Origin of the sequence: Brachybacterium sp. p3-SID1565 (genome assembly GCF_025143785.1) — a bacterium.
GTDB classification, from domain to species: Bacteria; Actinomycetota; Actinomycetes; order Actinomycetales; family Dermabacteraceae; genus Brachybacterium; species Brachybacterium epidermidis.
The window spans coordinates 1-25751 of the sequence record NZ_JAMBDS010000045.1 but is presented as its reverse complement, the minus strand read 5'-3'; the positions used below and the strand labels follow the sequence as shown (position 1 = coordinate 25751).

The following is a 25751-nucleotide window of genomic DNA, read 5'->3' as shown; positions in this document are numbered from 1 at the left end:
CCGGAGGTGGCCTCCTGCTCGGCAGCGTTGCGATCGGCGGTCTCGCCGAGCTCGTTCACCGAGTTCATGATCTGCTGGAGGGCCGGGATCATCTCCCCGGACCACTGCCCGCGGAAACGGTCGGCATCAGGACCCGTCCAGTCCACTTCCTCGAGGCCGCTGGTGAGCTCCTGCTCGATGCGGGTGATCTCCTCCGCGGCCTCGCGCAGCTGGCGCGCCATGCCCCGGACCTCTTCGACATTCATACCCTTCAAGGCGTTCACCGTCGGGTTCCCCTTCCTCAGTTACTGGTGCCTCGCGGCCGCGCCCGAATCCCGTGCACCGCCTGCTGCCGACTGTTCGACGGTCCCACTGTAGAGCGGGCCGCGACACGCGGCCATGGGGAGGAGTCCCCATGGGGACGACTTGGGGAGGAACCCCGTGCGGTCCCCCGCGCCGCCTCAGGTCGTGATCTGGGCGACCTGCAGCTTGACCGCCCTGCCGCTGAACACCAGGAACCCGCGGCCGGTGGGGAAGTCCGCCCGGCGCACCCGGCCCAGACCGGTGCCCAGCAGAGTGTCGCCGTCCATCTCCCCGGGCTGCAGCAGGAGACCCCGCCGCCCCGCCTTGAAGGGCTGGGCCAGCACGTAGGCCTGGGACCAGGAGGCGGACTCGTTCTCACCGACCACGAACTGCCCCTCGCGGGTGCAGGCACGGATCAGCTTGTCCAGGTCGTTCTCCACCCCCGTACCGGTGAAGTCGGCGACCCCGTCGATGAACAGGGCCAGCCTGCCCTCGGCGACCGAGCCGGACTCGACGGTCTGGCGCAGCTGGGCAGCCAGGTCCTTGACGGTCTCCGGATCCGACCCCTCCACATCCCAGATCGGCAGGCCGGTGAGCGGGGTGCGGCGAGCGGAGAAGCGCACCAGGCGCATGGGCGCGGGCAGCGCCTTGAGGCCGGTCGCGATGGTGAGCATCGCGGTGGTGCGTCCCGATCCCATCGGTCCGGTGACCATGAAGGCTCCACGGGGCTCGTAGGTGACTTCCGCGAGCGTCTCGTCCCCCAGGCCCAGCACCGGCTGGCCGTCGACCACGGGGCGCAGCTCCGAGAGCTCCACGCGCTCGGGGAGTCTCTGCACCACTGGTGCCTCCGGGACCCCGGCGCGCCTCATGGCCTGGGCGAGCTTGCTGACCTCGCGCGACTGGATGGCCACGTTGGAGTCGCCGCCATGGACTGCGACCTGCATCTCGTGACTGTCCAGGATCGCGCGTCCGGGCGGGGAGTTGCCGTCGAGCACGTCCTTGGGTGCGCCGAAGGCCATGTAGTCGTCCACCGATGCCATGCGGTGGATCAGCCGCCTCTGGATGGACGAGCCCAGGGAGGTGGGGATCGCGTTGGGGCGATCACCGGTGACGATCACGTGCACGCCCACCTGGCGGCCATCGGTGGCGATCTGGACGAAGGTGGTGAACCACCTCGTCAGGTTGGAGAAGTCGTAGGCCTCGCGGAACGCGGCCATGCCGTCGACCAGCAGCAGGATGCGCGGGGTCTCCGGTGCGTTCGCCAGCTCCCGGTACTCGGACACGGAGCCGGCGCGGATCGCCGAGAAGGCGCGGGCGCGCTCGTCGATGAGTTCGCGCAGGGTGCGCAGCAGCCGGATCACCCGCTCCTCGTCGTCCCCGGAGACGATGGCGCCCACGTGCGGCAGCTCCTCCAGCATCGTCAGGCCGGAGGCGCCGAAGTCGAGCCCGTACACGTGGACCGGGCCACCGCGCACGGTGGAGGCGGCCGAGATCGCGATGGTGCGCAGCGTCGTGGACTTGCCCGAGCCGCCGGTGCCATAGATCGCCATGTTGCCGTCACGGTCCGGGTAGTACGACACGGTGGGCTGCGCCTGGTTCTCCGGGACGTCCATCACGCCCATCAGGAGGTCCTCGTCGGTGCGCCGACTGGGCAGACGGGCCAGGTCGTACGCCTCGGCGAGCTCGGACAGCCACGGCTTGCGCGGCGTCGGCACGCCCGCCTGCTCCGCGGCCGCGGTGATGGTCCGGACCATGCGGCTGATGTCATTGGGACCGGGGTCCTTGACCTCCTTCGCGGGTGGAGCGGGGATGTCCCACTGCTCACCGGTGCCGAAGTCCATCTCCACGATGTCGATGCGGGCGCGCTCGGGCTCGTGGGTGGTCCACCCGCCGGCGTACCCCGTCTGGAAGGTGGCGATGCGCCCTGGCCCGGTCTTGGCGGCAGCACGGCCCGGGATCCCGGGGTCGAAGTGCGCGGCCATCGCATCGCCCAGGATGTCCTTCGAATCGGCCTCGTCGGCCATGCGCAGGGCGATCCGCAGGTTGGTGTTGGCGCGCAGGTTGTCCTTGATGACACCGGCGGGTCGCTGCGTGGCCAGGATCAGGTGCAGGCCCAGCGATCGACCACGGGCGGCCACGTCCACCACGCCGTCCACGAACTCGGGGATCTCCTTGGCCAGAGCCGCGAACTCGTCGACGATGATGATCAGGCTGGGAGGCGCCTCGGGGTCCCCCGTGCGCTCCAGGGACACCAGGTCCTTGGCCTTCTTGCGGTTCAGCAGGTGCTCGCGGTGGTGCAGCTCGGCGCGCAGGGAGGTCAGGGCACGACGCACCAGGTGCGGGGACAGGTCCGTCACCAGCCCCACCGCGTGCGGCAGCGTGATGGCATCGGCGAACGCGGCACCGCCCTTGTAGTCCACGAACAGGAACGTGACGCGGTCGGGGCTGTGCGCAGTGGCCATGCCCATCACCCATGCCTGCAGGAACTCCGACTTGCCTGCACCCGTGGTTCCGCCCACCAGGGCGTGGGGGCCCTGGGTGCGCAGGTCCAGGTGGAAGGCGTCCTGGCCGTTGTGGCCGATCAGCCCGCGCAGGTTGGCGTCATGCTTGCGGCGCTGGGGCGGCGATCCGTCGCGCGGGGTCAAGGAGTTGTTCTCCTTCCACCGCTCGATGATGTGCCCCGGGTCCTCGGCCAGCGCCATGCCGCCGAGCTTGAGGTAGGAGATGGCTCGCGGCAGGTCGGAGTCGTCATCGACGGGCACGCCCGCATCCACCACGGGGGACAGATGCCGGGCGACGCCGGCGGCGACCTCCACCGAGACGGTCTCGACGGTGACCGGGTAGTACCGCTCCCCCAGCCGCACGTGCCCGGCGCTGGCACCTTCCACGGACTCCTCGACCGAGACGTAGGTGCGGCAGGCAGCCGGCAGGGCGGCGACGTTGGAGGCCGACCAAATCACGTGCACGCCGACGTCGGGCCCGCGCTCCGCGATGCGCACCAGCCGCGCGCGGTCCACAGGGGCGTCGTCCTCGATGATCACCACCAGGTTGGGGGTGATCGGCTCGGGCGGGATCTCGGGCTCGGAGGTGATGTCCGGCGTCATCGGGGTGCGCAGCTGAGCCGCCTCGCCGCCGCTGCGCTGCTCGATCAGCTCCTCGATCCGGGACATCAGGGCGGTGCCCCGACCCGGGGTGTCGGCGAGATGATCACCCGGCAGGGGCGAGTGGGGACTGGAGGTGTGCGGCAGCCACTTCAGCCACTGCCACGTGTCCCGGCTGGAGCGCGAGGTGATCGCAGCTATCGCCATCTCGGCCGGTGAGTGCAGGGAGAACAGCTGGGTGACGATGCCCCTGGCCACACCATCGGCCTCCTCACCTCCACCGGCGACGCCGATGTTGCCGGCGTAGCGGAGCTCGGCGACCACCGGCACGCCGGCGATCAGCTTGTACTCCTCGTTCATGTCGTCGAGCATGTCGTAGTACTTGGGGATGGCGTCGTTCTCCCCGGGCATCTCGATGCCCACCCGGGACTCGGCGATCCCCAGGCCCAGCCTCACCGTGGCGAAGGCATTGTGCTCGGGACGGTGGGTCCACAGCAGGCGGCCCAGTCGGAAGGCGGCGTCCACCGTGTCGGCGGCCGACGGGGTCTCCACCAGGCGCACCGCGCGTTCGAGGTCCTGTGCGGCGGTGACCCGGCGCTTGAGGGAGGCCAGCCCCTCCTCGAAGTTCTGGATCTGCCGCTCGAGCACCTTCTTCTGCTGGAACTTGCGGTTGAGGTACCCGGCCGTGGCCATCATCGGCATCATGAACACGAACATGAGCGAGAACGGGCTGCGGGTCAGGGAGAACATGAACCCGCCCATGAGGATGGGCGCGAACAGCATGAAGATGGGGAAGAACTGCGGGGCCGGCTCCTTGGGCGGTGTGGGTGCCTTCAACGGCCGGTAGGGGAAGCGCGGCACCACGCGCGGGGACCGGTTGAACTCCACCACCGGCGAGCTGGGGGCAGTGCCGCCCAGGCGGTGCAGGGCGATCACGGAGAAGGTGGTCTGGCCGATCAGCACGGTGTCGGCCGGGCCGATCACAGCACGCTGGACCTGCTCACCGCCGATGACCACGCCGTTGGACGAGTGCATGTCCACGATCTCGATCGAGTCCCCGACGTTGATGCGAGCGTGCCGCTTGGAGAGCATCGGATCGGCGATGCGGATGTCGAGGTCTCCCTCACGGCCCACCACGCTGGAACCGGAGGGCAGGGGGAACTCGCGTCCTGCCTCCGGGCCCGAGAGCACCCGCATCAGGGCCACCGCCGCACCGCGGGACTCCGATCGGGTGGCGTACTCGGTGGAGGAGCGCGCGATGGAGACCACGCTGCCGGAGCGGAGCCCGGCCTGGATCAGGTCGATCTCGCGGTCCAGCGAGCGCACACCCCCCGCACCGGGCCCGGCTCCCGGGTCCTGCACCTGCAGCGTGAGCCCCTCCGGGGGCTCCAGCTCCGAGCGAAGCGGATCGGCGAGGTACAGCGCATTGGCGACGTCCGCGACCGAGGCCGTCGCGTCCGCGGTCACCTCCAGGTCCGTCAGGCGGTCCTCGGGCCTGCGCAGCGTGAGCTTGATGCGCATCTATCAGTCCTCGTCGACGTCGTGGGCCTGGTCCAGCAGAGGCAGGTCCTCGGAGCTCACCAGTCGTGAGAACACCGAGTGCTCCACCAGGCGGGCTCGACGGTTGCTCGCGAGCTTGCCGGGGCCGCCGCGCAGGCCCCGCACCCCCATGCGGTCCAGCTTGTCGCACACGTTGTCGAGCTTGCGGTTGAACTTCGTCAGCGGCCAGCCCAGCCGCTCGGCGGCCTGAGCCGAGGTGGGCACCGCGCTCATCCCGCTGCCCTCCCGGGTGAGCATCGGCTCGGCGAGGGCGAGGATCAGCAGCTTCTGGCTGGCGGTGAGCTGCACGGAGCCCACGGTGGTCTCCCCCACCGGGTTATCCAGGCTGGGGCTGCGCTCGAACTGCGGGGAGTCGGCGTGGATCTCGAGATCGTACGTGGTGGGCCCCGCGGTGAACACCACCTTGGTCACGTCGAACACGAGCGGGATCCGCGCGCCCGGGGCCAACCATGCCTGCATGGTCCCGGTGCCGTCGGTGATGGTGGCGGACAGGCGCGATCCGATGTTGACCAGCCACCACATCGTCTCCACCTGCACGATGGACAGGAAACGGCGATGCAGGTAGGGGTTGTCGTCGTCGACGTTGAGATCGGCGTCCCGGCCGATCGTCAGCTCCTCCCCCTCCGCGACGCGGAACCACTCCCCGCAGAACTCCACAGATATCGTCGACGTCACCGTCCGTCCTCCCTCGTCCTTCGTCCTGCCTGCCATCGTCCCCGCACGGTCCCGGTCATCCGCCATCGATGCATGCCTGCTGCGGTTCGCTGGAGGGCCCGGAAGGATCCACCGTGCGCACCTGCACGCACAGCTCGGACTGTCCGGGCGGGATCTCCAGCGTGACGGAGGAGCGGCCGTGCACCTCGTGCGGGACCTGGAAATCCTCGTAGTTCTCGGGAAGGTCCACCCACTCCACCAGGAAGTGCTGGTCCTCCTCGATGCCCTCGGGCAACCCCCACTCCACCCGTGCACGCCCCGTCTCCCCTCCGAGCTCACCGGCGACCACCACCACGATCTGCGGGTCCACCGGCGGCGGCGGTGGCTCGGCGGGGGGCTCGGGCACGTTGATCTCGGAGGTCTCGATGGGGCCGGGCTTGTCCACGAAGTAGTGGCGCACCGCGAGCGTGGCACCCACGCCCAGCAGGATCACCAGCACGGCCGCCAGTGTCACGAACGGCCAGGCCGGGGTCCTGCGCACGTCTGCGAGCTCCGGGGCCGCCACGGCAGCGGGCCCAGCAGGTGCCGGTGAGGCGCCGGACATCGTGGACAGCGCAGTCCCGGCGGGCCGCAGCATCGTGGACTCCTCCGGCCCCGCGGCAGCGGAGGCCGGTGATCCGTATCCCTCCGGCGCGGGCGAACCCAGTGCCGGGGCGACCCCCGCATACGGGTCGAGGCGGCGAGGCCCACCCGAGGCTGCTCCCCCCGTCTCGGGGTCGACCGTGGCGACCTTCCGGATCCGGGTGTGGCTGTCCAGCTCGTCGTCATCGGCGGCGGGAACCGCCGGGGCGCCCCGGTCATCCAGCACGTCCATCTGCGTGACCGGCAGCGAGAGCGCCATCTCCACCTGCTGCAGGCTGCGCCCGAACGCCAAGGCGGTGTCATAGCGGCCCGCCGGATCCTTCGCCATCGCGATGGACAGCACTCGGTTCAGCTCGGCAGGGACGTCCGGCCTGTTCAGAGGCCGCAGCGGCTCGCTCGTGATCCGGTGGATGAGGTCGGAGGCCGTGTTGCGCTGACCGGCCCGCTCGAACGGGGTGTGCCCGGCCAGCAGTGAGTACACGGTCGCGGCCAGGGAGAACACATCGCTGCGAACATCGGCGCGCGGGGGATCCGCGAAGAACTCCGGGGGCGACCATGGGATCGACATCCCCTGGGAATCCTCCAGGTCGCTGCTCTGCCCGGCGACGATCGAGATGCCGAAATCGGTGAGGGCGGGCCGGTTGTACTCGGTGACCAGGATGTTGGCCGGCTTGATGTCCCGATGCAGGATCCCGGCCCTGTGAGCGGTCTCCACAGCACCGGCGATCTGCACGCCCACGCGCAGCGCCTCCGCCACCGTGATCCGCTCCTTGCGGAACCGGACCCCGTAGTTGGGGCGGGGGCAGTACTCCATCACGATGAAGGGCCGATGGTCGCTGGAGGCGTCGGCGGTGTGGATGGTGACGATGGAGGGGTGGGTCGACATCGTGGCCATCACGTTGGCCTCGGCGTCGAACTGGCGACGCACGGTGTCGTCGAGCACGCTGGACAGGAGCACCTTGATGGCGACCCGTCGTTGGGGGCGGAACTGCCGGTACAGGAAGACGTCGGCGAATCCGCCGGATCCCAGCAGCTTCTCGAACTCGTAGCCGGGCAGCTGGGGCGGCTGCGATGGTGCACGGGAGCTCATGCCATCCCCCTCATCGTCAGTCGGACCCCATCTCCCAGGTCGAGTCGGTCGCCCTCGCCGAGGACCACGCCCTCCCCTGCGCGCAGGCGCACCGGCTCCATCCCCGGTCGCTCGAGAGTGGTGCCGTTGGTGGTGCCCATGTCCAGTGCGATGACTCGCCATCCCTCGAGGCGCAGCTCCAGGTGCGATCGGGAGATGTCCTGCTGCGGGCTGGGGACCGTCACCAGCTGGGGGACGTCGTCGGCACTGACCCGTGAGGCCCGGGGGCGACGGCCGATGACGGCGGAGCGGTCGAGCACGAATCCGCCACCGGTGGAGATGTCGACCGTCCCCAGGGGCGGTCGGTGGACCGGACGGGTCTTCTGCTCGAGCGGTCCTCCGCAGGTGCGGCACAGGGTTCGCTCGGGGCAGTTGGGGTGCCCGTGGGGGCAGAGCAGGCCCGGGATCACGACGGCTCGGGCGGCCTGCCGTCCACCCGGGGCCGCGGATCCGGCGTGCGCGGGCGCTGCCGGACGGGGATCGGCGCCAGCCGCAGGTGCGGGAGAGGGTGCAGGCATCGGAGGGGGCCCGGAGGGGGCCACCGGGTGCGGAGCACTGGCCGCCCGGGCAGTGTGCCCCGGCGCCGAGGGGTGGCCCTGCCGCCCGGTTCCGGCGTGAGGTCGAGCCGGTCCAGGCCCTGCCGCCGCCGGCCCCGCAGGCTGCGGGGCGCCCCGCTGAGGGATGCCGCCCTGAGGGGCGGGCGCAGAAGGGGCGGCAGACGGCTGCGGTGCCGACATGGCCGCGCTGCCCGGCGCTGCGGCACCGGGGAAGTGGGGTCCCCCGTGCCCGGGATCGCTCTGCTGTTCAGGACGGGCCTGCATGGCAGGGGTGCCCGGGTGCTGGAGGAAGCCGATCCCCTCCTGGGGCACGGGTGCGGAGCCGTACGAGGGTGCCACTGCCCGGGGCGGACCGACGACCGGGGCGGGGGGCCTCTCCGCCATGTGGACCTGTGGGTATGCGGGCTGGACCGGGGGCGGCTGCGAGGCACGACGGGCGGCGGTCTGTGCGATCTCGGGAGCAGCCCTCCCCACGCCGGGCACCCAGTCGATGAAGTCGCCCCCGATGGCGGAGGATGCCTCTTCTGCCGTCGGCCGGGCGGGCTGAGCCAGGGTCTCGGGGGTGTCGTCGTCCGCGGGCGCCGCATCATCGTCCTGGTCGGGCTCGGTCGGCGCCGTCTCGGAGCTCGAGCCCGCCTCCTCGGAGTCCTCGTCCTCGTCGGTGCGTCGTACTGCGGCATCCTCGATCCGGCGGAACACGGTCTTGCCGAAGAGGTCGTCGTAGGCGCCGGTGGCGTCGAGGTCGTTGCCGAACCCGAGTGAGGAGGCCATGCCGCCGGAGGTGGTGCCGGCGGGTGCGTCCGCGCTGGTGCTGCCCCTCTCGTCCGTCTCCTTGTTCGTCCCCGTGTTCGCGTAGTCCTCGGCGTCACCGGTCGCGTGCTCGTCCTCGATCGGGGCGATGAGTGTCACCGGGGATTCGTCGTCATCCGGTTCCGGTGGGGTCGGGATCGATGAGGTCGGTGGCTCCTGCGGTGCTGGGGATGCAGGCCGCCGCACGTCCGGGCCGGTGGATGACGCCGGAGCTGCGTCGGCGGGGGTGGCCGGTTCCGGCGGGGACGCACTCCCCGGTGCAGCGGTCGGTTCCGCCTGTGGCGTCGACCCAGGCTCAGGGGCCGGCGCGGGAGTCGGCGCAGCCGGGGTCGGGTCCGGCGTCGGCGCGCGTCGCTTCCGATCGAAGAGCGAGGTGCTCACGAGTCGCCGCTTTCCCGGGGCAGATGCGGCAGGCGCGGGTCCCGGAGCAGGTTCGGCCGAGGGCGCGGGGGCCACGGCCGGCTTGGCCTCGGGCCCGGGAGCTGGGGTGGGTTCGGAAGCTGGGGCGGGCTCCGGACATGTGACGGGGTCGGAACTTGGGGCGGGGTCGGGAGACGAAGCGGGGTCGGGAGACGGAGCGGGTTCCGGTGCTGGAGCGGGGGCGTTGGAGGCCGCCGGTGCCAGAGCTGCGTCGCCGTGCTTGTCGTCCTTCTTGTCACCGAACAGGTCGTCGAACACGCTGGGACCAGCCGGCGCTGCCGCCTGGGCTGGAGCACTGGACGATCGCGAGGGTGGCATGGCTCCGGGAGGCCGGGTGGCCAGCATGGGCTTGCGCACCGGGGTGCTCGGTGCCGCAGGCGCCGTCGGCGGCGGCTTGGGCTGCTCGGCCTTCCGCTTCTTCGCCTCCGGATCCTCGATCGAGCGCCCGTCCTTCTCCACCTGCTCGGCGAGCGCAGCGCGTGCCTCGTCGTCCAGCTCGGACGGGTCGATCGTGGCCTGCACGAACCCGCGGACGCGGGAGATGCCGGCCTCCAGGCGCAGCCCGCCGGTGGGCTCCTCCGGCGGCAGATCGCCGAAGGCGATGCGGCGCACCCCTTCGATCGTCTCTCGCGCGAGCGGCTCGTCCTCCGTGCCTGCGATCTGCCGGGCCCCCTCCGCCGTGTAGACCGCCAAAGGGGTCTTGCCCTTCACGCCCACGTGCGCGGTCGTGCCGTCCACCAGGGCGTACAGGATCGCGGGAAGCTTGTCGAGGCTCTCGAGCCCAGCGGCCTGGACCAGGTCGTCCAGGAAGCCATCAGCGGTGGGCTCGTCCCCCAGGGCGGTCCAGGCGGCCTCGACGACCTCCTTCTTCAGCCCGGGGACCATCAGAGCCCAGCCCGACTCCCGCACGACCAGCGTGGCCGGTCCCGGCTGGATCCACATTCCCCGCCCGAGCAGCGGCGCCCCCTCGCTCATGCCCCGGCGCCTCCCCCGGAACCGAGCCCGCGCGGCAGGGTGTCCTCATCCACCTCGAAACCCTCGCCCTGCGGCTCCCGACCACCGGTGGTCTCTGCAGCGATGCCCAGGCCGACCACCTCGACCGCCTCGACCACCACCACCGAGACGTTGTCTCGACCGCCGGCGTCCAACGCCAGGTGGACCAAGCTCTCGCAGATCGTTCGCACGTCCTGCGGTCCCCGCAGCACCCTCTCGATGGTGGCATCGTCGACCTCGCCCGTGAGTCCGTCGGAGCACACCAGCATGCGGTCGTTCGTCTCGGCCGGGATCAGCCAGTAGTCCGGATCGGACTCCGGCCCGGCACCCAGTGCGCGGGTGACCATGTGCCGGTACGGATGGACCTTCGCCTCCTCGCGACTGAGCTCCCCGCGGTCCATGAGCTCCTGGACCACCGAGTGATCGACGCTGACCTGCTCGAAGATCTCGCCTGACAAGCGGTACACCCGCGAGTCGCCGAGGTTGAGCACCACCCAGTAGCCCACCCCGTCCAGCACCATGGTCGCCACGACCGCGACCGTGGTGCCGGCGCCGAGCTGCGCCTCGCCTCCCAGCTCCGCGATCCGCTCCGCAGCCGCCCGCAGGGCCTGGCCGAGCTGCTCGACGGTGACGTTCTCCTGAATCGTGAGCTTCTCGAACTCCTCGACCGCGATTGCACTGGCGACCTCACCGGCGTTGTGCCCGCCCATGCCGTCGGCGACGAGGTAGACGGGAGGCGCGTTCAGCAGACTGTCCTCATTGGTCGCCCGCACATGGCCGACATGGGTGGCCGCCGCAGAGACCGCGCGAATGGTTCCGGGGATATCCGGGTCGGAGAGGGAGCGGTCGATCACGTGTCCCTCTCCACGGTCAGGGAGCGATCGCCGAGGGCCAGGGCGGCCCCCTCGGGCAAGACGGTCGGGGTGTTCGGCACCAGGCTCTCACGGGATCCGTCGGCCCTGACGATGGCCGAGCCGTTCGTCGAACCCAGGTCGGTGACGGTGATGTCGCTTCCGGTCCCGTCCAGCCGCAGGTGGGTCTTGGACATCGAGCGTGTCTCGTCCTTGAGCACGAACTGCACCTCACCCTGACCAGCAGCAGGATTGCGGCCGATCACGACCGGACCCGTCACCACCCTCTCGGTGCCGTCATCCGCGCGCAGCGTGACGGTGGGGAGCCTCGGAGCCGCGACCGAGACGCGCGTCTGCTCGAGGTCGCCGAGGTCCTGATCCGCCCCGAACACCGCACGAGTCTCCTCGTCGACGTCGCCGCCGTCCCAGGCGTCGGTGGTGTGCTCGGCCGGGACGTGCTGCAACGGAGTGCCCTGCGAGGCACCGGGGGGTGCCGCCGCCGGTGCCCGCCACTGCTGGGCGGCGGGCTCCTGTGCGGCCGTGCCGCCCCACAGCTGCTCGGGTGCCTGCTGCTGCCGCGACGGGGCGCCCCACTGCTGGGCGGGTGCCTGCTGCGGCTGCGACAGCGCTCCCCACTGCTGCTCCTGAGGCTGCTGTGGCTGCGGTGCCGGGGACGCCAGAGCGGGGACCTCCGTACGTTCCCAGGAGTCCCCCGCAGTCTGCTGCGCGTCCTGCGGCGGAGGGGCGTAAGGGCTGGCCTCTCCGATGCCGGAACCCCACCCGCCGGTCTGTCGGGGGTCCTGGGGCGACACGGAAGCGGCACTGGCATCACCCTGCCCGGCCCAGGCCGCGCCGGGGGTCGCCAGGAGGTTCTCGTGCGTGGTGACCGCCACCGACGGCGCACCGAGGTAGTGCTCGGCGTCCTGTCGCTCGAAATCGTCGGGGCGCGGCTTCATCGGGTTGCGACCAGTCTTGATGTCCACCACGACCGAATCGACAGCGCGGTCGTGGAAGCCGCGCAGCAGCTTCTTCGGATCCAGGAAGATCGACAGCGCCATGATCAGCGAGGCGACGCCGTACAGGAACCAGCGGCCCAGGGAGCGCAGCAGGCCGATGGGGCCGGCCTGCGAGAGGCGGGTGGTGCGCAGCCCCATGATCAGCTTGCCGAGGGTGAAGCCCTTGGCTCCGTGCAGCCAGATCATCAGCACGGTGTACGCCGCAGGCAGGGCAGCGCCCACTCCCACCAGGATCGATGCGAGCAGGCTCGCGGTCTCCTGGGTGAGCACCAGGATCAGGCCGATCGTCAACGGGATCATCATCAGCGCCGCGATCACGCCGTCCAGCAGCGCGGCGAGGAAGCGCTTGAGCGCGCTGGCGGGGATACAGCCGTCCAGCGGCGGTTCCATCGCCGGCACAGCGCCGTCGGGCGCACCGGAGGCACCCCCCGCGGCATGGGAACCGCCCGGGGCAGGCGCTCCGGAGGCTGACCCCGTCGCAGGGGCGTTCGAAGGCTGCTGAGTGACCATCAGCTGATCGTACTGTTCCGGCGGCCGCAGAGCTGTCGCGCTCGGGGCCTTCGGCTGGAGCGATTCCCGCGAGATGAGCTGGATGCTGTCGTCCTGAGAGGCGATCTCCGGTTCCTCGCCGAGATCGCGAGAGCGCGAACGGGGGGCCTGGGCCCATGCCCCCGGCGCATCGGTGGCGCGGCGCTCGTACGGGGACTCCTGGTAGCGGGCCCCGCATTCCCCGCAGATGGCAGCCCCCTGGGACAGCAGAGTCCCGCACGTGCTGCAGTACCGCGTCTGGCTCATCACGATCTGTCCTTCTTCTTGCTGCTGCCTCGGGACGAGCCCGTGCCGCCCACCCCCGAGACGGGTGCACGACGACGACGCATCGCGTGTGCACGGCGCTCGGCCTGCGATCGCTTCCGAGCCGCCGTGCGCTCACGGCGCCTGTGAGCTCGCCGCTCCGCACTGCGACGGCGGAACGAACGCAAGGAGAACAGTGCGCGCATCCGCTTGTGCCACGGTACGGAGGCGGTCATGGTATGCCGCGCGGCGGCCACCTGCTCCCAGTACTCCTCCACCACTGCCGGAGGAAGATCGTCGGGCCCGAACACTGCTCGATCAGCGCGACTGGCGAGCAGGGCCGCTCCTGCTCCCGGTACTTCACCCTCCAGCATCGCCGCGGTCTCGGAGCGGGTGCGGATCGGGTCGGGTCGGCGCCCCATGTCGGTCAACAGGTCCAGGATCTCCTGCCAGCCGCCATCGATGCGCTCCGGCAGCGCTCCCCTGGTCCGGCGCCGTCTGCGCCGCACCACCTTCGCGACGACGATGCCCGTGAGCGCCAGGATCAGCAGCAGCACCGGGACGGCCGCGAAGGCGGCGTACACCACCCAGCTGCGGGTCTCCTCGGGCTGGTCCTCGTCCTGGGGCTTGTCCTCGCTCGTCGCGCCGGGCGGCGGGGAGGGCGGTTCTGCCGGCGGGGGTGGAGGCTGGGCCACCTGCGGCATGGGCTTCTCCACCTCCTTGGGCTTCGGCTGGGTCGGGTCCTGATCGTCATCGGGTGCCGGATCGAACCGCACCCATCCGAGGCCCTCGAACGCGACCTCGACCCACGCGGTGACGTCATCCCCGGTGATCGCCACCGTGCCCTCGGCGCCTTCGGGGACCTCGAAGCCCATCACCACCCGGGCGGGGATGCCGACCTCCCGGGCCATCACCGCGGTGAGCACAGCGAACTGCTCCTCATCGCCGATGCGTCCGGTCGGGGCGGCGTCGGACTTCTCCTTGTCGAATCCGACGTCCTGCAGCATCGACCACAGGCGGCTGTATCCGTGTCCGGACAGGGACGCCGTGTCGTCCTCATCGATGCCGTTGGAGTAGAAGGCGTCCTGCTTGATGTGGCGGGAGAGATTCTGGAAGCGGTCGTAGTCCGTGTCGGCGCCTCCCACCCATTCGTCGGCCAGCTGCGCGAACTCGGGGCCGAGACGGGCGTTGGGCGGCATGTCGATGTCAGCGAACTTGGCGGTGCGTTGCTGCTCGACAGTGAGGTCGGCGTAGGGCTCGTAGCCGACCTCGTAGCTGTCACCCGCTCGGAGCCCGCTGGAGTTCACCGCGGTCTGGGACTTCTCGTTGAGGTACAGGTTCTCGGCGAGGGCACCGCTGCGCTCGGGCGGCAGATCCCCCAGGTCGATGCGGTTGGTGCGCTCCCCCAGCGTGGGCATCCACACGCCGCTGTACGCCCCGATGGTCACGGTGGAGGTGCGCTGGGAGCCGCTGGCCTCGTGCAGGTCCACTCCCCCTGCCGTCCGCAGGAATGCACCCTCGGGCGCGTCCTTGTCACGGCCCCCCGCCACGTTGTACACGTGCAGGTCGTACTGGTCCATGGTGGCCAGGCGCACCTTCTCGCCCTCGGTGACACCGGTGATGGTGAACAGCTCGGCATCGCGCTGGTTCTTGAGGTATCCGCGGAACTCGGTCAGGGGCGACACGTACTGCCGGGGATCGAAGGGCGGGGTGACGTAGTCACGGACGGCATGCCGGATGGTCCCCGAGGGCGGGTCCAGCAGGGACTGGGCACCCACGGCAGCGCCGGCGGCGATCGCCATGATCACGGCCCCACCGATCACCCGGCGACGCAGCACGGGGTTCTTCCAGGATCCCGGCCGCACCGTGTCGGAGATGATCGTGGACCGGGCACTGTCGAGCCGTCCGCTCTCGAACCGCCAGGTCAGCCAGGCCACCGAGATCACGGCGAACAGCACGCCGCGCACCACCGGCCAGGTGGCCTCGGTGGTGCCGAAGACCACGCTCACCAGCAGCAGGGCCAGGGGGAACAGCCACGCGACCACGTAGAGCCGGGTGCGCATCACGATGGTCATCGAGAACAGCGCCAGCAGCAGCATGCTGATCCACACCACGACCAGCACCCCTTGGGCGGTGCCCACCGGTGGTGCGATGGTCAGCGCTGCCTTCCAGCTCGTGACCGGTGCGAACAGCAGCTCCTTCAGCGAGCCCAGGGTGGGGGCGATGCCCCACAGCGCATGGGTGGGAGCCGCGAACATGCTGCCGAACAGGAAGTACACCAGCAGCATGAGCGGTGCGGTACGCAGGGGGCCCCACCGGAAGCGGGCCGCGATCAGCGCCACCAGTGTGGCCAGCACCAGGGCCATCAGCCCGGTGAGCACGTACTGGATCCCGCCGTAGACGGTCTGGAAGCCCAGCAGTGCGATCACGAACAGCGAGCCCAGCACCAGCACGTCAACGGCTCGCCGCCCATTGCTGACCGAGGCGAAGTACGTGGCGCGCGCGTTCATCGGCCCACCGCCCGTAGTGCCTTGGGCAGCGCATCGAGGTCACCGAGGGTCACCACGTCCAGGCCTCCGATGGAGCTGCGCCGCACCTCGGCGTCGTCCACGCAGCGGATCGCCACGGCGAGCACCCCGATGGGCAGCTGGTTGGCCGCGGAGTTGAGCTCTCGCGCCGTGGTGTGGGAGCCCACCACCATCATCACGGCCGACGCGTTGGGAGCCAGGTCGGTCGCCTGCTGTCCGAGCTCGTGCAGGGAGTGGCGGTCGCGGAGCTGCTCGAGCACGGTGTAGTCGTCCATCAGTACGCGGAAGGTGGCGGTGCGCTGGAGGGCGTCGAAGCTGAACGGGGTCAGCTCCTTCTCCTCGCGCATCGTCTGGGCGGAGATCGAGGCGGCGGCGGAGACGGCCAGCTCGAACTCGTCCTCGCTCGCGTAGTGGTCGGCGAGGTTGTCCAGCGCCACCACCACGTGGGAACGGCGGGTCTCCTCGAACTGGCGGACCATCAGCTTGCCGGTGCGCGCGGTGGTGCGCCAGTGCACGTGGCGGCGGTCGTCCCCCGGTGTGTAGTCCCGCAGCGCGTGGAAGGCGATGTCGGAGCTGGACAGGTCCGAGGACGGCGTGCCTTCCAGGTCGCGCAGGAATCCGCTGGCGGCCCCGTCCAGGCGCACGGTGCGGGGGTGCACGTACAGCTCCTGCGATCGGGCCCAGGTGACCTGTCGGCGCATCAGCGACAGGGGGTCGTCCCGCACCGAGCGCACGGGACCCACCACCAGCACGGCCCGACGCTTGGTGGGCACCGCGAACAGCTCCTCGTGCGACTGCTCCGCCGCCAGGCGCGGCACCATGAACTGCGCCGTGGCCTGACCGACGGCCAGCTCGATCCGGGACGGCAGGATGACGCGCTGCGTGGGATTGGCGACCTCGACCCGGCCCACGGCCCGCGTACCCACGACCACGCGGTGGGACTGCAGGTCCAGGGTCACTTTGTAGGACGTGCGTCCCAGCACGAACAGTGCTGCCAGCACCAGGGGCACGGTGAGCGCCAGCGCGATCACGTTCAGCTCGGTGATGCGGAGCAGGAGCCCCAGGATCCAGCACGCCACCGCGACCCCGAGCACCGCCCAGCCGATCGGTGAGATCACGTCCAGAACCGGGTGGATCCGGCGCATCCAGAACCCCCCGAGGCGCTCTCGCAGCCCGAGGGGCTCCTCGCCTGCGGCAGTGCCCGGACCGGAGGTCGCGTCGGAGCTGCCCGCAGGGGCCTGTGACTCCGAGACGCCACCGCGCCGCTTGGCACGCCGAGCAGCGGCGCGGGCCGCAGTGCGCTCGCGCTTGCGTGCAGCCTTGGCGGCCCGGCGAGCGGCCTTGGCGTCGGCCGTGTTGCTGGGAAGGGGGGTATCGACGTTCATGCCGTCCGCTGTCGAGCCTGGGGCGGCGCCACCTCGCTGAGGATCTTGTGCATCACGGACTTCGCCGTGGTCCCGGAGAACTCTGCCTCCGGGTCCAGCACGAAGCGGTGCAGCCACACCACGTCCACCAGCTCCTTGACGTCATCGGGGATGACGTAGTGGCGGCCGTGGACCGCTGCCCACACCTTCACAGCGCGCATCAGGGCGAGCGCTCCGCGGATCGAGACGCCAACGCGCACCTCGGGCGCGAGGCGGGTCTCCTCCATCAGGCGCGAGACGTACTCCAGCACGGCCGGGTCCACGTGCACGGTGGAGGCGAGCTGGGTCATGTCGTTGACGGCCTGCAGGGAGATGCGCGGGGCGAGCTGGCGGCTGCGGTCGCGCACGGCGGAGCCCTGCAGGATCTGCACGCTGGAGGCGTGATCGGGGTAGCCCAGGGAGGTCTTCATCAAGAAGCGGTCCAGCTGCGCCTCGGGCAGGCGGTACGTGCCGGCCTGCTCGATGGGGTTCTGGGTGGCGATCACCATGAACGGATTGCCCACCTCGTGGGTGACGCCGTCGACGGTGACGCGACCCTCCTCCATCACCTCGAGCATGGCGGACTGGGTCTTCGGCGAGGCGCGGTTGATCTCATCGGCCAGCACCACGTTGGCGAACACGGGTCCCTTGTGGAACTCGAAGGCCTTGGTGTTCTGGTCGTAGATCGTCACACCGGTGACGTCCGAGGGCAGCAGGTCCGGGGTGAACTGGATGCGGGTGCTGGTGCCCTGCACGGTCGCCGCGATCGAACGTGCCAGCGAGGTCTTCCCCGTGCCGGGGGCGTCCTCCAGAAGCACGTGGCCCGGCGACATCATCGCGGTGAGCACCAGGCGCACCACGTTGTTCTTGCCGAGCACGGCCTGACCGACGCTCTGGACCAGCTTGTCGAAGGTGTCGGCGAACCAGCGCGCCTGTTCGGGGGTCATGCTCATGGTCGGGGTCTCTCCTGGAAGTGGAAGCAGGGCACGCCGTATACGGTCAACGGCGTGGCAATAGTAGGTTTCGCAGCGCGATGATCAGTCCGGGCTGTAGTAACGTCCGACTTCCCTCTGCTCGATCGACTTACTGCCGATGTACACCACATTGGGATTCCCGGTGCTCTGCCAGTGGCCGTAGAAGCGTTGCGGCGTGGTCACCCGCCCCCGCGAATCTGCGGTCAACGAGAAGCTGGCCCATTCCTTGAATACACCGTCTGTATCCACATTCTTGTAGACGACCTCGTACGTCGCACCGGGTTCCAGGTTCTCGAACGTGATCGTGAAGTAGTAGCAGTTGTTCGAACTGCAACCGGCAGCGCCCGGCGGCACCTTCCCTCCCCAGTCAGGGCCGCCACCAGCGACGGTCGGCACCGGCGGGGTGTAGGTCCGCGCCTTCTGGGTGGCGGAGCGAACATCACTGACCAGGCCCTTGGCGTTGGTCACCCGCGCCTCGACCTTCATCGATCCGCCGGACTTCAGATTCGCCTTGTGGGTGTACGAGGTCCCGGAGGCGTTCTTCCAGCTGCCGCCGTCCACGCGGTACTGGAGGGTCTTGCCCCCGCCACCGCCGTTGCCGCCGTTCGCGGTGATGGAGAAGGACACGGGGCATGTGGTCCCGTCCGAGCACTTCCCATTGCTGGCACTGATCGCTGGGCCGGCCGGTTTGGTGTACGGGGTCACCGAGTTGGATGCCTTCGACAGTGCGCTCTCGCCGCCCTTGAAACGGTTCCTGGCCTGAACGGTGAAGGTGTACGACTTCCCGTTGTCCAGCCCGGTGATGGCCGCGGACTCCGCGGGAGCGTTCACCACCGTGGATCCTCCCTCCCAACGGACCACGTAGTCCTTGATCGTGGTGCCGTTGCCCGAGGCGCCCGACCATGTGACGGTGGCCCGTCCGTTGGGACCATCACCTGTGCCCTCACTCGGCATCGACGCCGAGACGGAGGTGGGCGGCGCAGGCATCGCCCAGGGCGTCACCTCGTTGGAGGGGGCGGACGGAGCCACGCCCTCCCCCACCGAGTTCACGCCCGTATAGGTGAACGTGTGGGCGGAGTCCTGGTCGAGGTCGTAGAACGTGTGCGTACGGGCGTCGCCGCCCACCGTGGCGGACTGCCCGGACGACGAGCGGACGATGTAGCCGGAGATGGGCTCGCCGTTGGCCTCGGCCCTGGTCATCGCCGGCCAGGTGACCTTCACTCCACCGCCCTTGGGGTCGTTGACCCGTTCTGCGGTCATGGCGCCGCTGGGCTTGGCCGGGGGCCCTGCCGGGTGCTCGGCCACCGACCACGCGGACCATTCCGAGGGCTCGGGGGCGAGGTTGCGGGCCCGCACCCGGAACCGGTAGTCGGTGCCGTTGGTCAGTCCCTCCCACACGTGCTGGGTGGTGCCTCCTCCCATCTCCTTCTCCACCAGCTCGCCGGTGGCGGTGTCCTGCATCTGCAGGTCGTAGCTCTGGATGGCCGAGCCACGGTTGACCGGAGCATTCCAGGCGACGGTGAGACGGCTGTCCCCGCGCTGCGCGGACGGCGCCCCCGGGGTCTCCGGGCGCACGTCCGGGCGCGCGGTGGCCGAGGGGGCCGACGGCTCCGACTCCCCCACCTCGTTGATGGCGATCACCTGGAAGGTGTACTCCACATCGTTCGTGAGGCCCGTGATCGTGCACGAGGTGGAGGAGCACTCCTGGCTGACCGGGGGGCCTGAGGCGGAGGTGACGCGGTAGCCCGTGATCCGAGCGCCGTTGTCCACACCCGCCGTGAAGTTCAGATCGACGATGCCGTCTCCGACCTCCGCGACGCGCGGGGCCGACGGTGCCTCCGGTTTGCCGCGCACGGTCACCCGGATCTCCCCGGTGGCATCACGTTCCGGGTCCTCGGTGTCATCGCGCACCGTGTAGGTCGCGGTGAGGATCCCGTGGAAGTCCTCGTCCGGGGTGATGGCGACCTGGTCCCCCTCTACATCGATGCTCCCCTTGCCGCTGGTGACCACGGGGGGCATGACGGTGCGGCTGCCCCCGGGGAAGGGGTTCGAGTCGTTGGCCAGCACGTCGATGGACTGCGTGGTGCCTGCATCGATCACCGTGGTGTCCAGCACCGCAGCCAGGCGAGGGCGGTTGGAGCCGGTGACCGTCACCTGCACCGTGGCGTTGACGGGATCGTTCGTGCCGTCAGTGACGGTGACGGGAACACTGACGATCTGGCCCTTGGCGGCCCGTGACGTCGCCTGGGCCGTGACGGAGGATCCGTCCAGGCCGATAGTCACCCCCTCGGGCTCGGAGACCTCCCCCAGCGCGAAGGTGAGGTCGTCCCCCTCCGGGTCAGCGGCACTCGCGGCGAGATCGACGGAGGCCTGGGTGCCCCCCTGCTCCACCTCCAGCAGAGCGCCCTGCAGCGTGGGCGGCAGGTTCTCGTCCTCGGCGGTGATCTCCACGGGGATGGCGAGGGTGGCAGTGGCAGCCATCGGGTCCCCCACCTCGCCATCGGTGACCTCGACGGAGATGGTGTCGTTGCCGGAGAAGCCCTCAGCGGCACGGTACAGCAGCGTGGATTCGTCCTGCACCAGCTGGGTGCCGTCGGTGTGCGCAGCCGTGACCAAGGAAGGATCGGTCACGGTGGCCGCCTCGGCACCGGGGCGGACGCGGATGTTGTTCGGATCGGACAGATCGATCGTGGTCTCCGCACCTGCCTGCACCTGCACGGTCTCGCCCACCCAGACCGGTGCCTGCTTCGCCCGGCCTGGCACCCAGATGTAGCCGGCGGCGGTGCGGCCGTCGACGTCCTCGATCTGGTACCGGTACCGCTGCTGCTCGTCCTGGGGCGCGATGCGGACGATGCCGTCCTCCCGCAGCTCCACTCCCTCCGGCGCGCCGTCGAGGGTGACGGTCAGGTCGGTGACGCTGCCGTCGGGGTCGGAGTCGTTGGCCAGGACATCGACGTCGATGTGCTCGGCCTGCGGATCCAGCACGTCCTGCGCCTCGACGAAGTCGTCCCGTGCGATCGGGGAGCGGTACGGGGCGTTCTCGTCCACCTTGATGGTGGCCGTGGCCGAGCTCTTCAGCTGACCGTCCGAGGCGCTGTACAGCACCTGGTGCGTGCCGTTCTCTGGCGGCGTGGTCACCGTGACCAGGTTCTCGGCCGCATCCTCCCCGCTGTGCACGTGGATGTCGGTGAGTGCCTCGGTGTCGGCGGCGACCACGCTCAGCGGAGTGCCCTCGGGGTCGGTGTCGTTGTCCAGTACCTGCACCTGGACCTCGCGGCCGGGGCGCACCTCGACGACGTCGTCGACGGCGTAGGGCGGCTGGTTGGTGTCGTTGGGCTCCGCGATGCCCACCAGCACCTCGGCGGTGCCCAGCGCGCCCTGCCGGTCCATCACCTGGTACCGGAACCGCTCGGTGCCCACGGATCCCTCGTGGGGTACGTACTCGATCCATTCACCGGTGGCCGAAACCACCTCACCCAGCTGGGGGGCCGGGCTGGTGATGCCCATCAGCATCGCGGAGTCGCCGTCGGGGTCGATGCCGGTGGTGGGCACGGGGATCCGAACAGATGTGCCGGCCACGGTCCGCGCAGTGAGGTTCTCAGGCCTGGGTGGAGCGTTGGAGGCGTCGGCGGGCACGATCCGCACCGTGAGGTTCGCCGACCCGTCGCGCCCGGTCTCGTCGACCACCTCGTACTTGATGACGGCTTCCCCGCTGGCGTCATCGTTCGCGATGAAGCGGATCTGGTTCTGGAGGGTCTCCACGCGCCCCTTGTCCTCGGCACGAGACCCGTCGAGGATCTGGCCCAGGGTGAGCTTCGATCCTGTGGGGGAGATGTCATTGCCGACCACGTCGACGAGCACCATGTCGCCGGCGCGCACCGTGGCCCGGTCGGGCACTGCGATCGGGTTGGCGAACTGGGTGTCGGTCTGCGCGACCATCACCCGGATCGTTCCTTCGGCGGTCCCTGCAGCATTGCCGACCTGGTAGGTCAGGGGCACTGGTTCCGCGCCGGCCACGGCTCCCGGTTCGGCTTCCACCCGGACCAGCCCGTGGGCGATCACTGTGGCCTTCAACCCGCTGCCCTCAGGGACGGAGACGGAGTTGACCACCAGGACCCCGCCGGTGGGGTCCACGTCGTTCTCCAGCGGGTCGATCAGGGTCTCGGTACCGGTGGTGACCGTTCCCATGTCGTCCACGGCCACGGGGATCAGCTGCTCGGAGCTCGCCTCGACCACGTCCACGCGGATCAGTCCCAGTGAGGCCGAGCTGGAGCTGCTGGCGGCCACCGTGTAGTCGAGGTAGTAGGTTCCGGGCTCGGTGCCGGAGACGTTGACGGTACCGGCCTCCAGGGCGGGGTCCACCTCGAGGGCATCGTTCTCGGAGACGTTGGTCAGCTCGAGCTGACCGCCGTTGGGGTTGAGGTCATTGACCAGTGGTTTGATCGTCGCGGTGCGTCCAGCCACGATCCGGACGTGGTCCGCGGTGGTGATCGGTGCCAGATCGTTCTCGGAGACCGCCTCGATCTCGAGGGTGCCCTCTCCCTGCATGCCGCGCTCGTCGCGGAAGGTGAGCTGGACCTTCTTCTCACCCGTGGTCAGCCCGGCGTCGGTGAAGGTTATGAGGCCATCGGGGCGGAAGGTGACGACGTCCTCAGGCTGCACGGTGGCATTGGCGAGGTAGAAGGCGTCGCCGTCGGGGTCCTCCCAGTAGGGGAGGATGTTGAAGGAGACCTCCTGTCCGGAGCGCACCTGCACCTTGGTGATGTTCTCGGCTGTGGGGGCAGGTGCCCCGTTGTCCGCGGGGCCGGTGACATCGAGCGTGACGGTCGCGGTATCGCTCTTGCCCCGACCGTCATCCGCGGCGTAGGTGAAGCTCGCCGTCCCGGTGGCATCCTCGTTCACCTCGATCTGCAGCTGGGTTCCGCCCCTGATCGGGGTGACCGTTCCGATGGAGGGCTGCTCGCCCTGAACGGACACCGTGAGGATGTCGCCGTCGGGGTCGGTGTCGTTGCGCGTCACGGGTAGGACGACGCTCTTGCCTGCCCGCACACCGAACTCGTCGTCATTGGCCACCGGCGGCCGGTTCTTCTCGTCGCGCTCCGCCGCCACGTTGGTGATCGTGGTGGTGAGGGTCTCCTCCTCGCGCTCCTCGGCGTCGCTGGTCTGGATGTCCTGCTGGATCTTCCACTCGTCGACCAGCTGCATGTCGTCGGCGATCATCCAGGACAGCCCGAACTTCTGGTCGTTGAGCACCACCAGGTCGTTGTTGACCCGCAGGACCAGGTCACCGTCGCTGTTCGCATCCGGAACCGTCTCGCTGATGACGTCGTCCCCGCAGGCACGCACGTACGCGGAGGAGTCGTTCCATGCCCCGTAGGCACATCCTCGCGCCTGCGCGGGAGCGACCGGACGTCCCGTGCCACGGGCAGCATGGCCCTCGGCTTCACCGCCGTTCAGGGGGATCAGGAACAGCGTGTCCTGGGTGGCCAGGACGACGTCCTTCGATGCGGGGCTGGGCTGCTGCAGACGCGCTGTGGTCAGATCGGAGACCCCGTACTCGGTGAGCTGGTACTCCTTCACCTCCGTGCCCAGGCGCAGCATGCGCTTCTCGCGGTCCAGGATCACGGGGTGCTCGCCGACGACGGTGAGCTCCACCATCCCCTCACCGGTGGAGAGCCCCCCGACCACGATCGGATCGTTCGGCTTGGCCTTGCGGGTGTCCTCGGTATAGGGGAATACCAGCAGCTTGTCAGCCTCCAGGAGGAGGACGGTGCCCTGACTGGACACGGCGATCTGCGGCGCCTTGCTGCTTCCCTCGTAGGTGGGGTCGACAGCGCTCGGATTGAAGGCGGCAGCCTCCTCCGGGGACAGGATCCACATCCGGCCATCGGGGGCTGCAACAGCGACGCGGTCGCCCCCCAGTCGCACCTCCGACCCGGGCGGGAGCTCGACCAGGGCGTTGCGGCTCACGGCTGCGGTGTTGATCGGGGTCATGCCGCGCGGGCCGGTCTCGATGACCGTGTACCCGGACTGCAGCAGATCGAGGTCCTCGCCGTTCATGGCGAGGCGGGCGTCGAGCTCCTGGGCGTCGACGTTCAGTCGGCCCATCAGCCGCTTCTGCTCGTTCATCACCCAGACGCCGCCGTTGGTGACGTCGACCTCGGAGGAGGTGAGCCCGGGGTACTTGATCGCGAAGCCGGTGACCACCAGGGCCAGGATCGCCAGCACCGCCCCGGAGATCGCACCGGAGCGGCGGCGCCGCCGCTTCACCCCGTGAGTGACCGACATCCGAACCCCCTACGAAGCACCAATGACCAGCGGTGCGCACGCCAGAGGCCTCCGTCGTCGGCGACCGGACCCCCGAGCCTGACCGGGAGGTGCGCACGCGCCCCCAGGGTACTGTGCGGAGCACTCCGGAGCTACGCGGTGCAGATCACCATCTGGTGAACGTCCTGGTCACGGTTCCACTCTCGTAGGCGGTTCACCAGGAGTTCACCGCGCCGCCTCTGAAGCGGAGACGTTCACCGGCTCCGCTGGACCAGCGAACGGGCGAAGCCCGCCAGCGAGTCCCGCACCGCACCGGCCGGCAGCTCTGACAGCACGCCGATCGCTTCGTCTGCAGTGCGCTGGGCAAGAGCGCGCGTCTCCTCGAGCGCCGGATCTTCCCGGAGCATCGCGACGACCTCCTCCAGTGCGGCGTCATTGCTCAGGTCCCCCTCGAGCCGCTCCACGATCGCAGCGGCCCGGCGCTCGCCGGCGGCGGCGCGCCGACGAACGAGCAAGGTGGGCATGGTGGGGACGCCTTCGCGCAGGTCCGTACCCGGTGTCTTCCCGCTGGTGCCAGGATCGCTCTCGAGGTCCAGCACATCATCGGCGAGCTGGAACGCCACCCCGATCTTCTCGCCGTAGCGACGCATCACCTCAGCGCTGCCCTCGGGCGCCCCGGCCTGCAGCGCGCCGAGCTGGCCGGCCAGCGCGAGCAGCGAAGCGGTCTTGTCCGACAGCACGGAGATGTAGTGCTCGAAAGGATCCTCGTCGTCCTGAGGGCCGACCGTCTCATGAAGCTGGCCGAGGCACAGACGTTCGAAGGTCAGCGAGTGCAGCTGCACTGCTTCGGTGCCAAGCCGCGAGCTCAGACCGCTCGCTCTGGCGAAGAGGAAGTCCCCGGTCAGGATCGCCACGTTGTTGCCCCAGATCGCATGGGCGCTGCGGGTGCCCCGCCGGGTGCTGGCCGAGTCCATCACATCGTCGTGGTACAGGCTCGCCAGGTGCGTGAGCTCGACCAGGACTGCTGCATCGATGACCTCATCCCGCTGGGCGTCCCCGAGGGACGCCGCGAGAAGCACGAGCATCGGGCGCACGCGCTTGCCGCCGGCGTCCAGCAGGTGGCGCGCGGTCCACCGTGCCAGGTGATCGTTCGTGCTCACCGACTCCCGCAGGCGATCCTCGATGGCGGCGAGCCGCTCCAGCATGGTCTGGGCCAGCTGCTCATCGATGTCGGGCACGGCCGACAGGCTGGACGGCATTGCTCTCCTGGGGGGGCGCAGTCGGCTTGTGCTGAGCACCGCTGCCGACGGGGGACGACTGTCACGCAGTGGATCCGAGTAACGGGCCCGGAGCCCGAACGGACGTTCACCGCAAGAATTCAGTCTACCGCTCCGCTGTGCACTGGCTGCCCCCTGCACCTGTGGAACCCGACGCACCCGACCCCCGAGACAGCCCGCACCGTCCGTCTCGCACCCGCACCACCCCGCACCGCGGGAAGGGCACCTGCTTCGCCAGCGCGCGCCGGCATGAAAAAAGGGGAAGGGATGAAGGAGGAGCACACACCCATCACGAGTGATGCTACAACCCCTTCATCCCTTCCCGAATGAAGATGTCCGGCGGCTACCTACTCTCCCACACCCTCCCGAGTGCAGTACCATCGGCGCAATCGAGCTTAGCTTCCGGGTTCGGAATGGAACCGGGCGTTTCCTCGACGCTATGACCGCCGTAACACAACGAGACCCAACCAGCCCCCACACCCCCAACACAGGGAA

The 25751-nt window shown here is 69.8% G+C and carries 12 protein-coding genes and 1 rRNA gene; all 13 read right to left on the bottom strand.

The window, feature by feature from the left end; genetic code table 11:
* A partial coding sequence (locus M4D54_RS10740) for a WXG100 family type VII secretion target (protein WP_259891375.1) occupies positions 1-221 on the bottom strand: 221 nt, incomplete at its 3' end.
* Between the two features lie 219 nt (positions 222-440).
* Positions 441-4904 (bottom strand): FtsK/SpoIIIE domain-containing protein, encoded by a 4464-nt coding sequence (locus tag M4D54_RS10735; RefSeq protein ID WP_259891374.1) that lies wholly within the window; start codon positions 4902-4904, stop codon positions 441-443.
* Between the two features lie 3 nt (positions 4905-4907).
* Positions 4908-5618: a hypothetical protein gene (locus M4D54_RS10730; protein ID WP_259891373.1), complete on the bottom strand. Its 711-nt coding sequence runs from the start codon at positions 5616-5618 to the stop codon at positions 4908-4910.
* 55 nt (positions 5619-5673) lie between these two features.
* Complete coding sequence (locus tag M4D54_RS10725; protein WP_259891372.1) at positions 5674-7329, bottom strand: serine/threonine-protein kinase; 1656 nt, start codon at positions 7327-7329, stop codon at positions 5674-5676.
* Entirely contained in the window at positions 7326-10130 is a 2805-nt protein-coding gene (locus M4D54_RS10720; protein ID WP_259891371.1) for an FHA domain-containing protein, read from the bottom strand. The genes M4D54_RS10725 and M4D54_RS10720 overlap by 4 nt, the downstream gene beginning before the upstream one ends.
* Positions 10127-11002, bottom strand: coding sequence for a PP2C family serine/threonine-protein phosphatase (locus M4D54_RS10715; protein WP_259891369.1), 876 nt, complete (start codon positions 11000-11002; stop codon positions 10127-10129). The genes M4D54_RS10720 and M4D54_RS10715 overlap by 4 nt, the downstream gene beginning before the upstream one ends.
* Complete coding sequence (locus M4D54_RS10710; RefSeq protein ID WP_259891363.1) at positions 10999-12810, bottom strand: RDD family protein; 1812 nt, start codon at positions 12808-12810, stop codon at positions 10999-11001. The genes M4D54_RS10715 and M4D54_RS10710 overlap by 4 nt, the downstream gene beginning before the upstream one ends.
* The gene (locus tag M4D54_RS10705; RefSeq protein WP_259891361.1) at positions 12810-15317 is read right to left on the bottom strand and encodes a transglutaminase-like domain-containing protein; all 2508 of its coding nucleotides are present in this window, start codon (positions 15315-15317) and stop codon (positions 12810-12812) included. The genes M4D54_RS10710 and M4D54_RS10705 overlap by 1 nt, the downstream gene beginning before the upstream one ends.
* Positions 15314-16720 (bottom strand): DUF58 domain-containing protein, encoded by a 1407-nt coding sequence (locus M4D54_RS10700; protein WP_259891359.1) that lies wholly within the window; start codon positions 16718-16720, stop codon positions 15314-15316. Before M4D54_RS10700 ends, M4D54_RS10705 begins: the two co-directional genes overlap by 4 nt.
* Entirely contained in the window at positions 16717-17691 is a 975-nt protein-coding gene (locus M4D54_RS10695) for a MoxR family ATPase (protein ID WP_259791854.1), read from the bottom strand. Before M4D54_RS10695 ends, M4D54_RS10700 begins: the two co-directional genes overlap by 4 nt.
* A gap of 84 nt (positions 17692-17775) precedes the next feature.
* Positions 17776-24000: an Ig-like domain-containing protein gene (locus M4D54_RS10690; RefSeq protein WP_259891357.1), complete on the bottom strand. Its 6225-nt coding sequence runs from the start codon at positions 23998-24000 to the stop codon at positions 17776-17778.
* 233 nt (positions 24001-24233) lie between these two features.
* On the bottom strand, positions 24234-25238 hold the full coding sequence (locus tag M4D54_RS10685) for a polyprenyl synthetase family protein (RefSeq protein ID WP_259891355.1): 1005 nt from the start codon (positions 25236-25238) through the stop codon (positions 24234-24236).
* 352 nt (positions 25239-25590) lie between these two features.
* Positions 25591-25707, bottom strand: a 5S ribosomal RNA gene (gene rrf, locus M4D54_RS10680).
* Positions 25708-25751 lie beyond the last annotated feature (44 nt).

Excerpts from the sequence above, each read along its gene's own strand:
- M4D54_RS10735 (WP_259891374.1), bottom strand. The coding sequence starts at position 4,904 with ATGCGCATCAAGCTCACGCTGCGCAGGCCCGAGGACCGCCTGACGGAC.
- M4D54_RS10710 (WP_259891363.1), bottom strand. The coding sequence starts at position 12,810 with ATGAGCCAGACGCGGTACTGCAGCACGTGCGGGACTCTGCTGTCCCAG.
- M4D54_RS10720 (WP_259891371.1), bottom strand. The coding sequence starts at position 10,130 with ATGAGCGAGGGGGCGCCGCTGCTCGGGCGGGGAATGTGGATCCAGCCG.
- M4D54_RS10705 (WP_259891361.1), bottom strand. The coding sequence starts at position 15,317 with ATGAACGCGCGCGCCACGTACTTCGCCTCGGTCAGCAATGGGCGGCGA.
- M4D54_RS10690 (WP_259891357.1), bottom strand. The coding sequence starts at position 24,000 with ATGTCGGTCACTCACGGGGTGAAGCGGCGGCGCCGCCGCTCCGGTGCG.
- M4D54_RS10725 (WP_259891372.1), bottom strand. The coding sequence starts at position 7,329 with ATGAGCTCCCGTGCACCATCGCAGCCGCCCCAGCTGCCCGGCTACGAG.
- M4D54_RS10685 (WP_259891355.1), bottom strand. The coding sequence starts at position 25,238 with ATGCCGTCCAGCCTGTCGGCCGTGCCCGACATCGATGAGCAGCTGGCC.
- M4D54_RS10695 (WP_259791854.1), bottom strand. The coding sequence starts at position 17,691 with ATGAGCATGACCCCCGAACAGGCGCGCTGGTTCGCCGACACCTTCGAC.
- M4D54_RS10700 (WP_259891359.1), bottom strand. The coding sequence starts at position 16,720 with ATGAACGTCGATACCCCCCTTCCCAGCAACACGGCCGACGCCAAGGCC.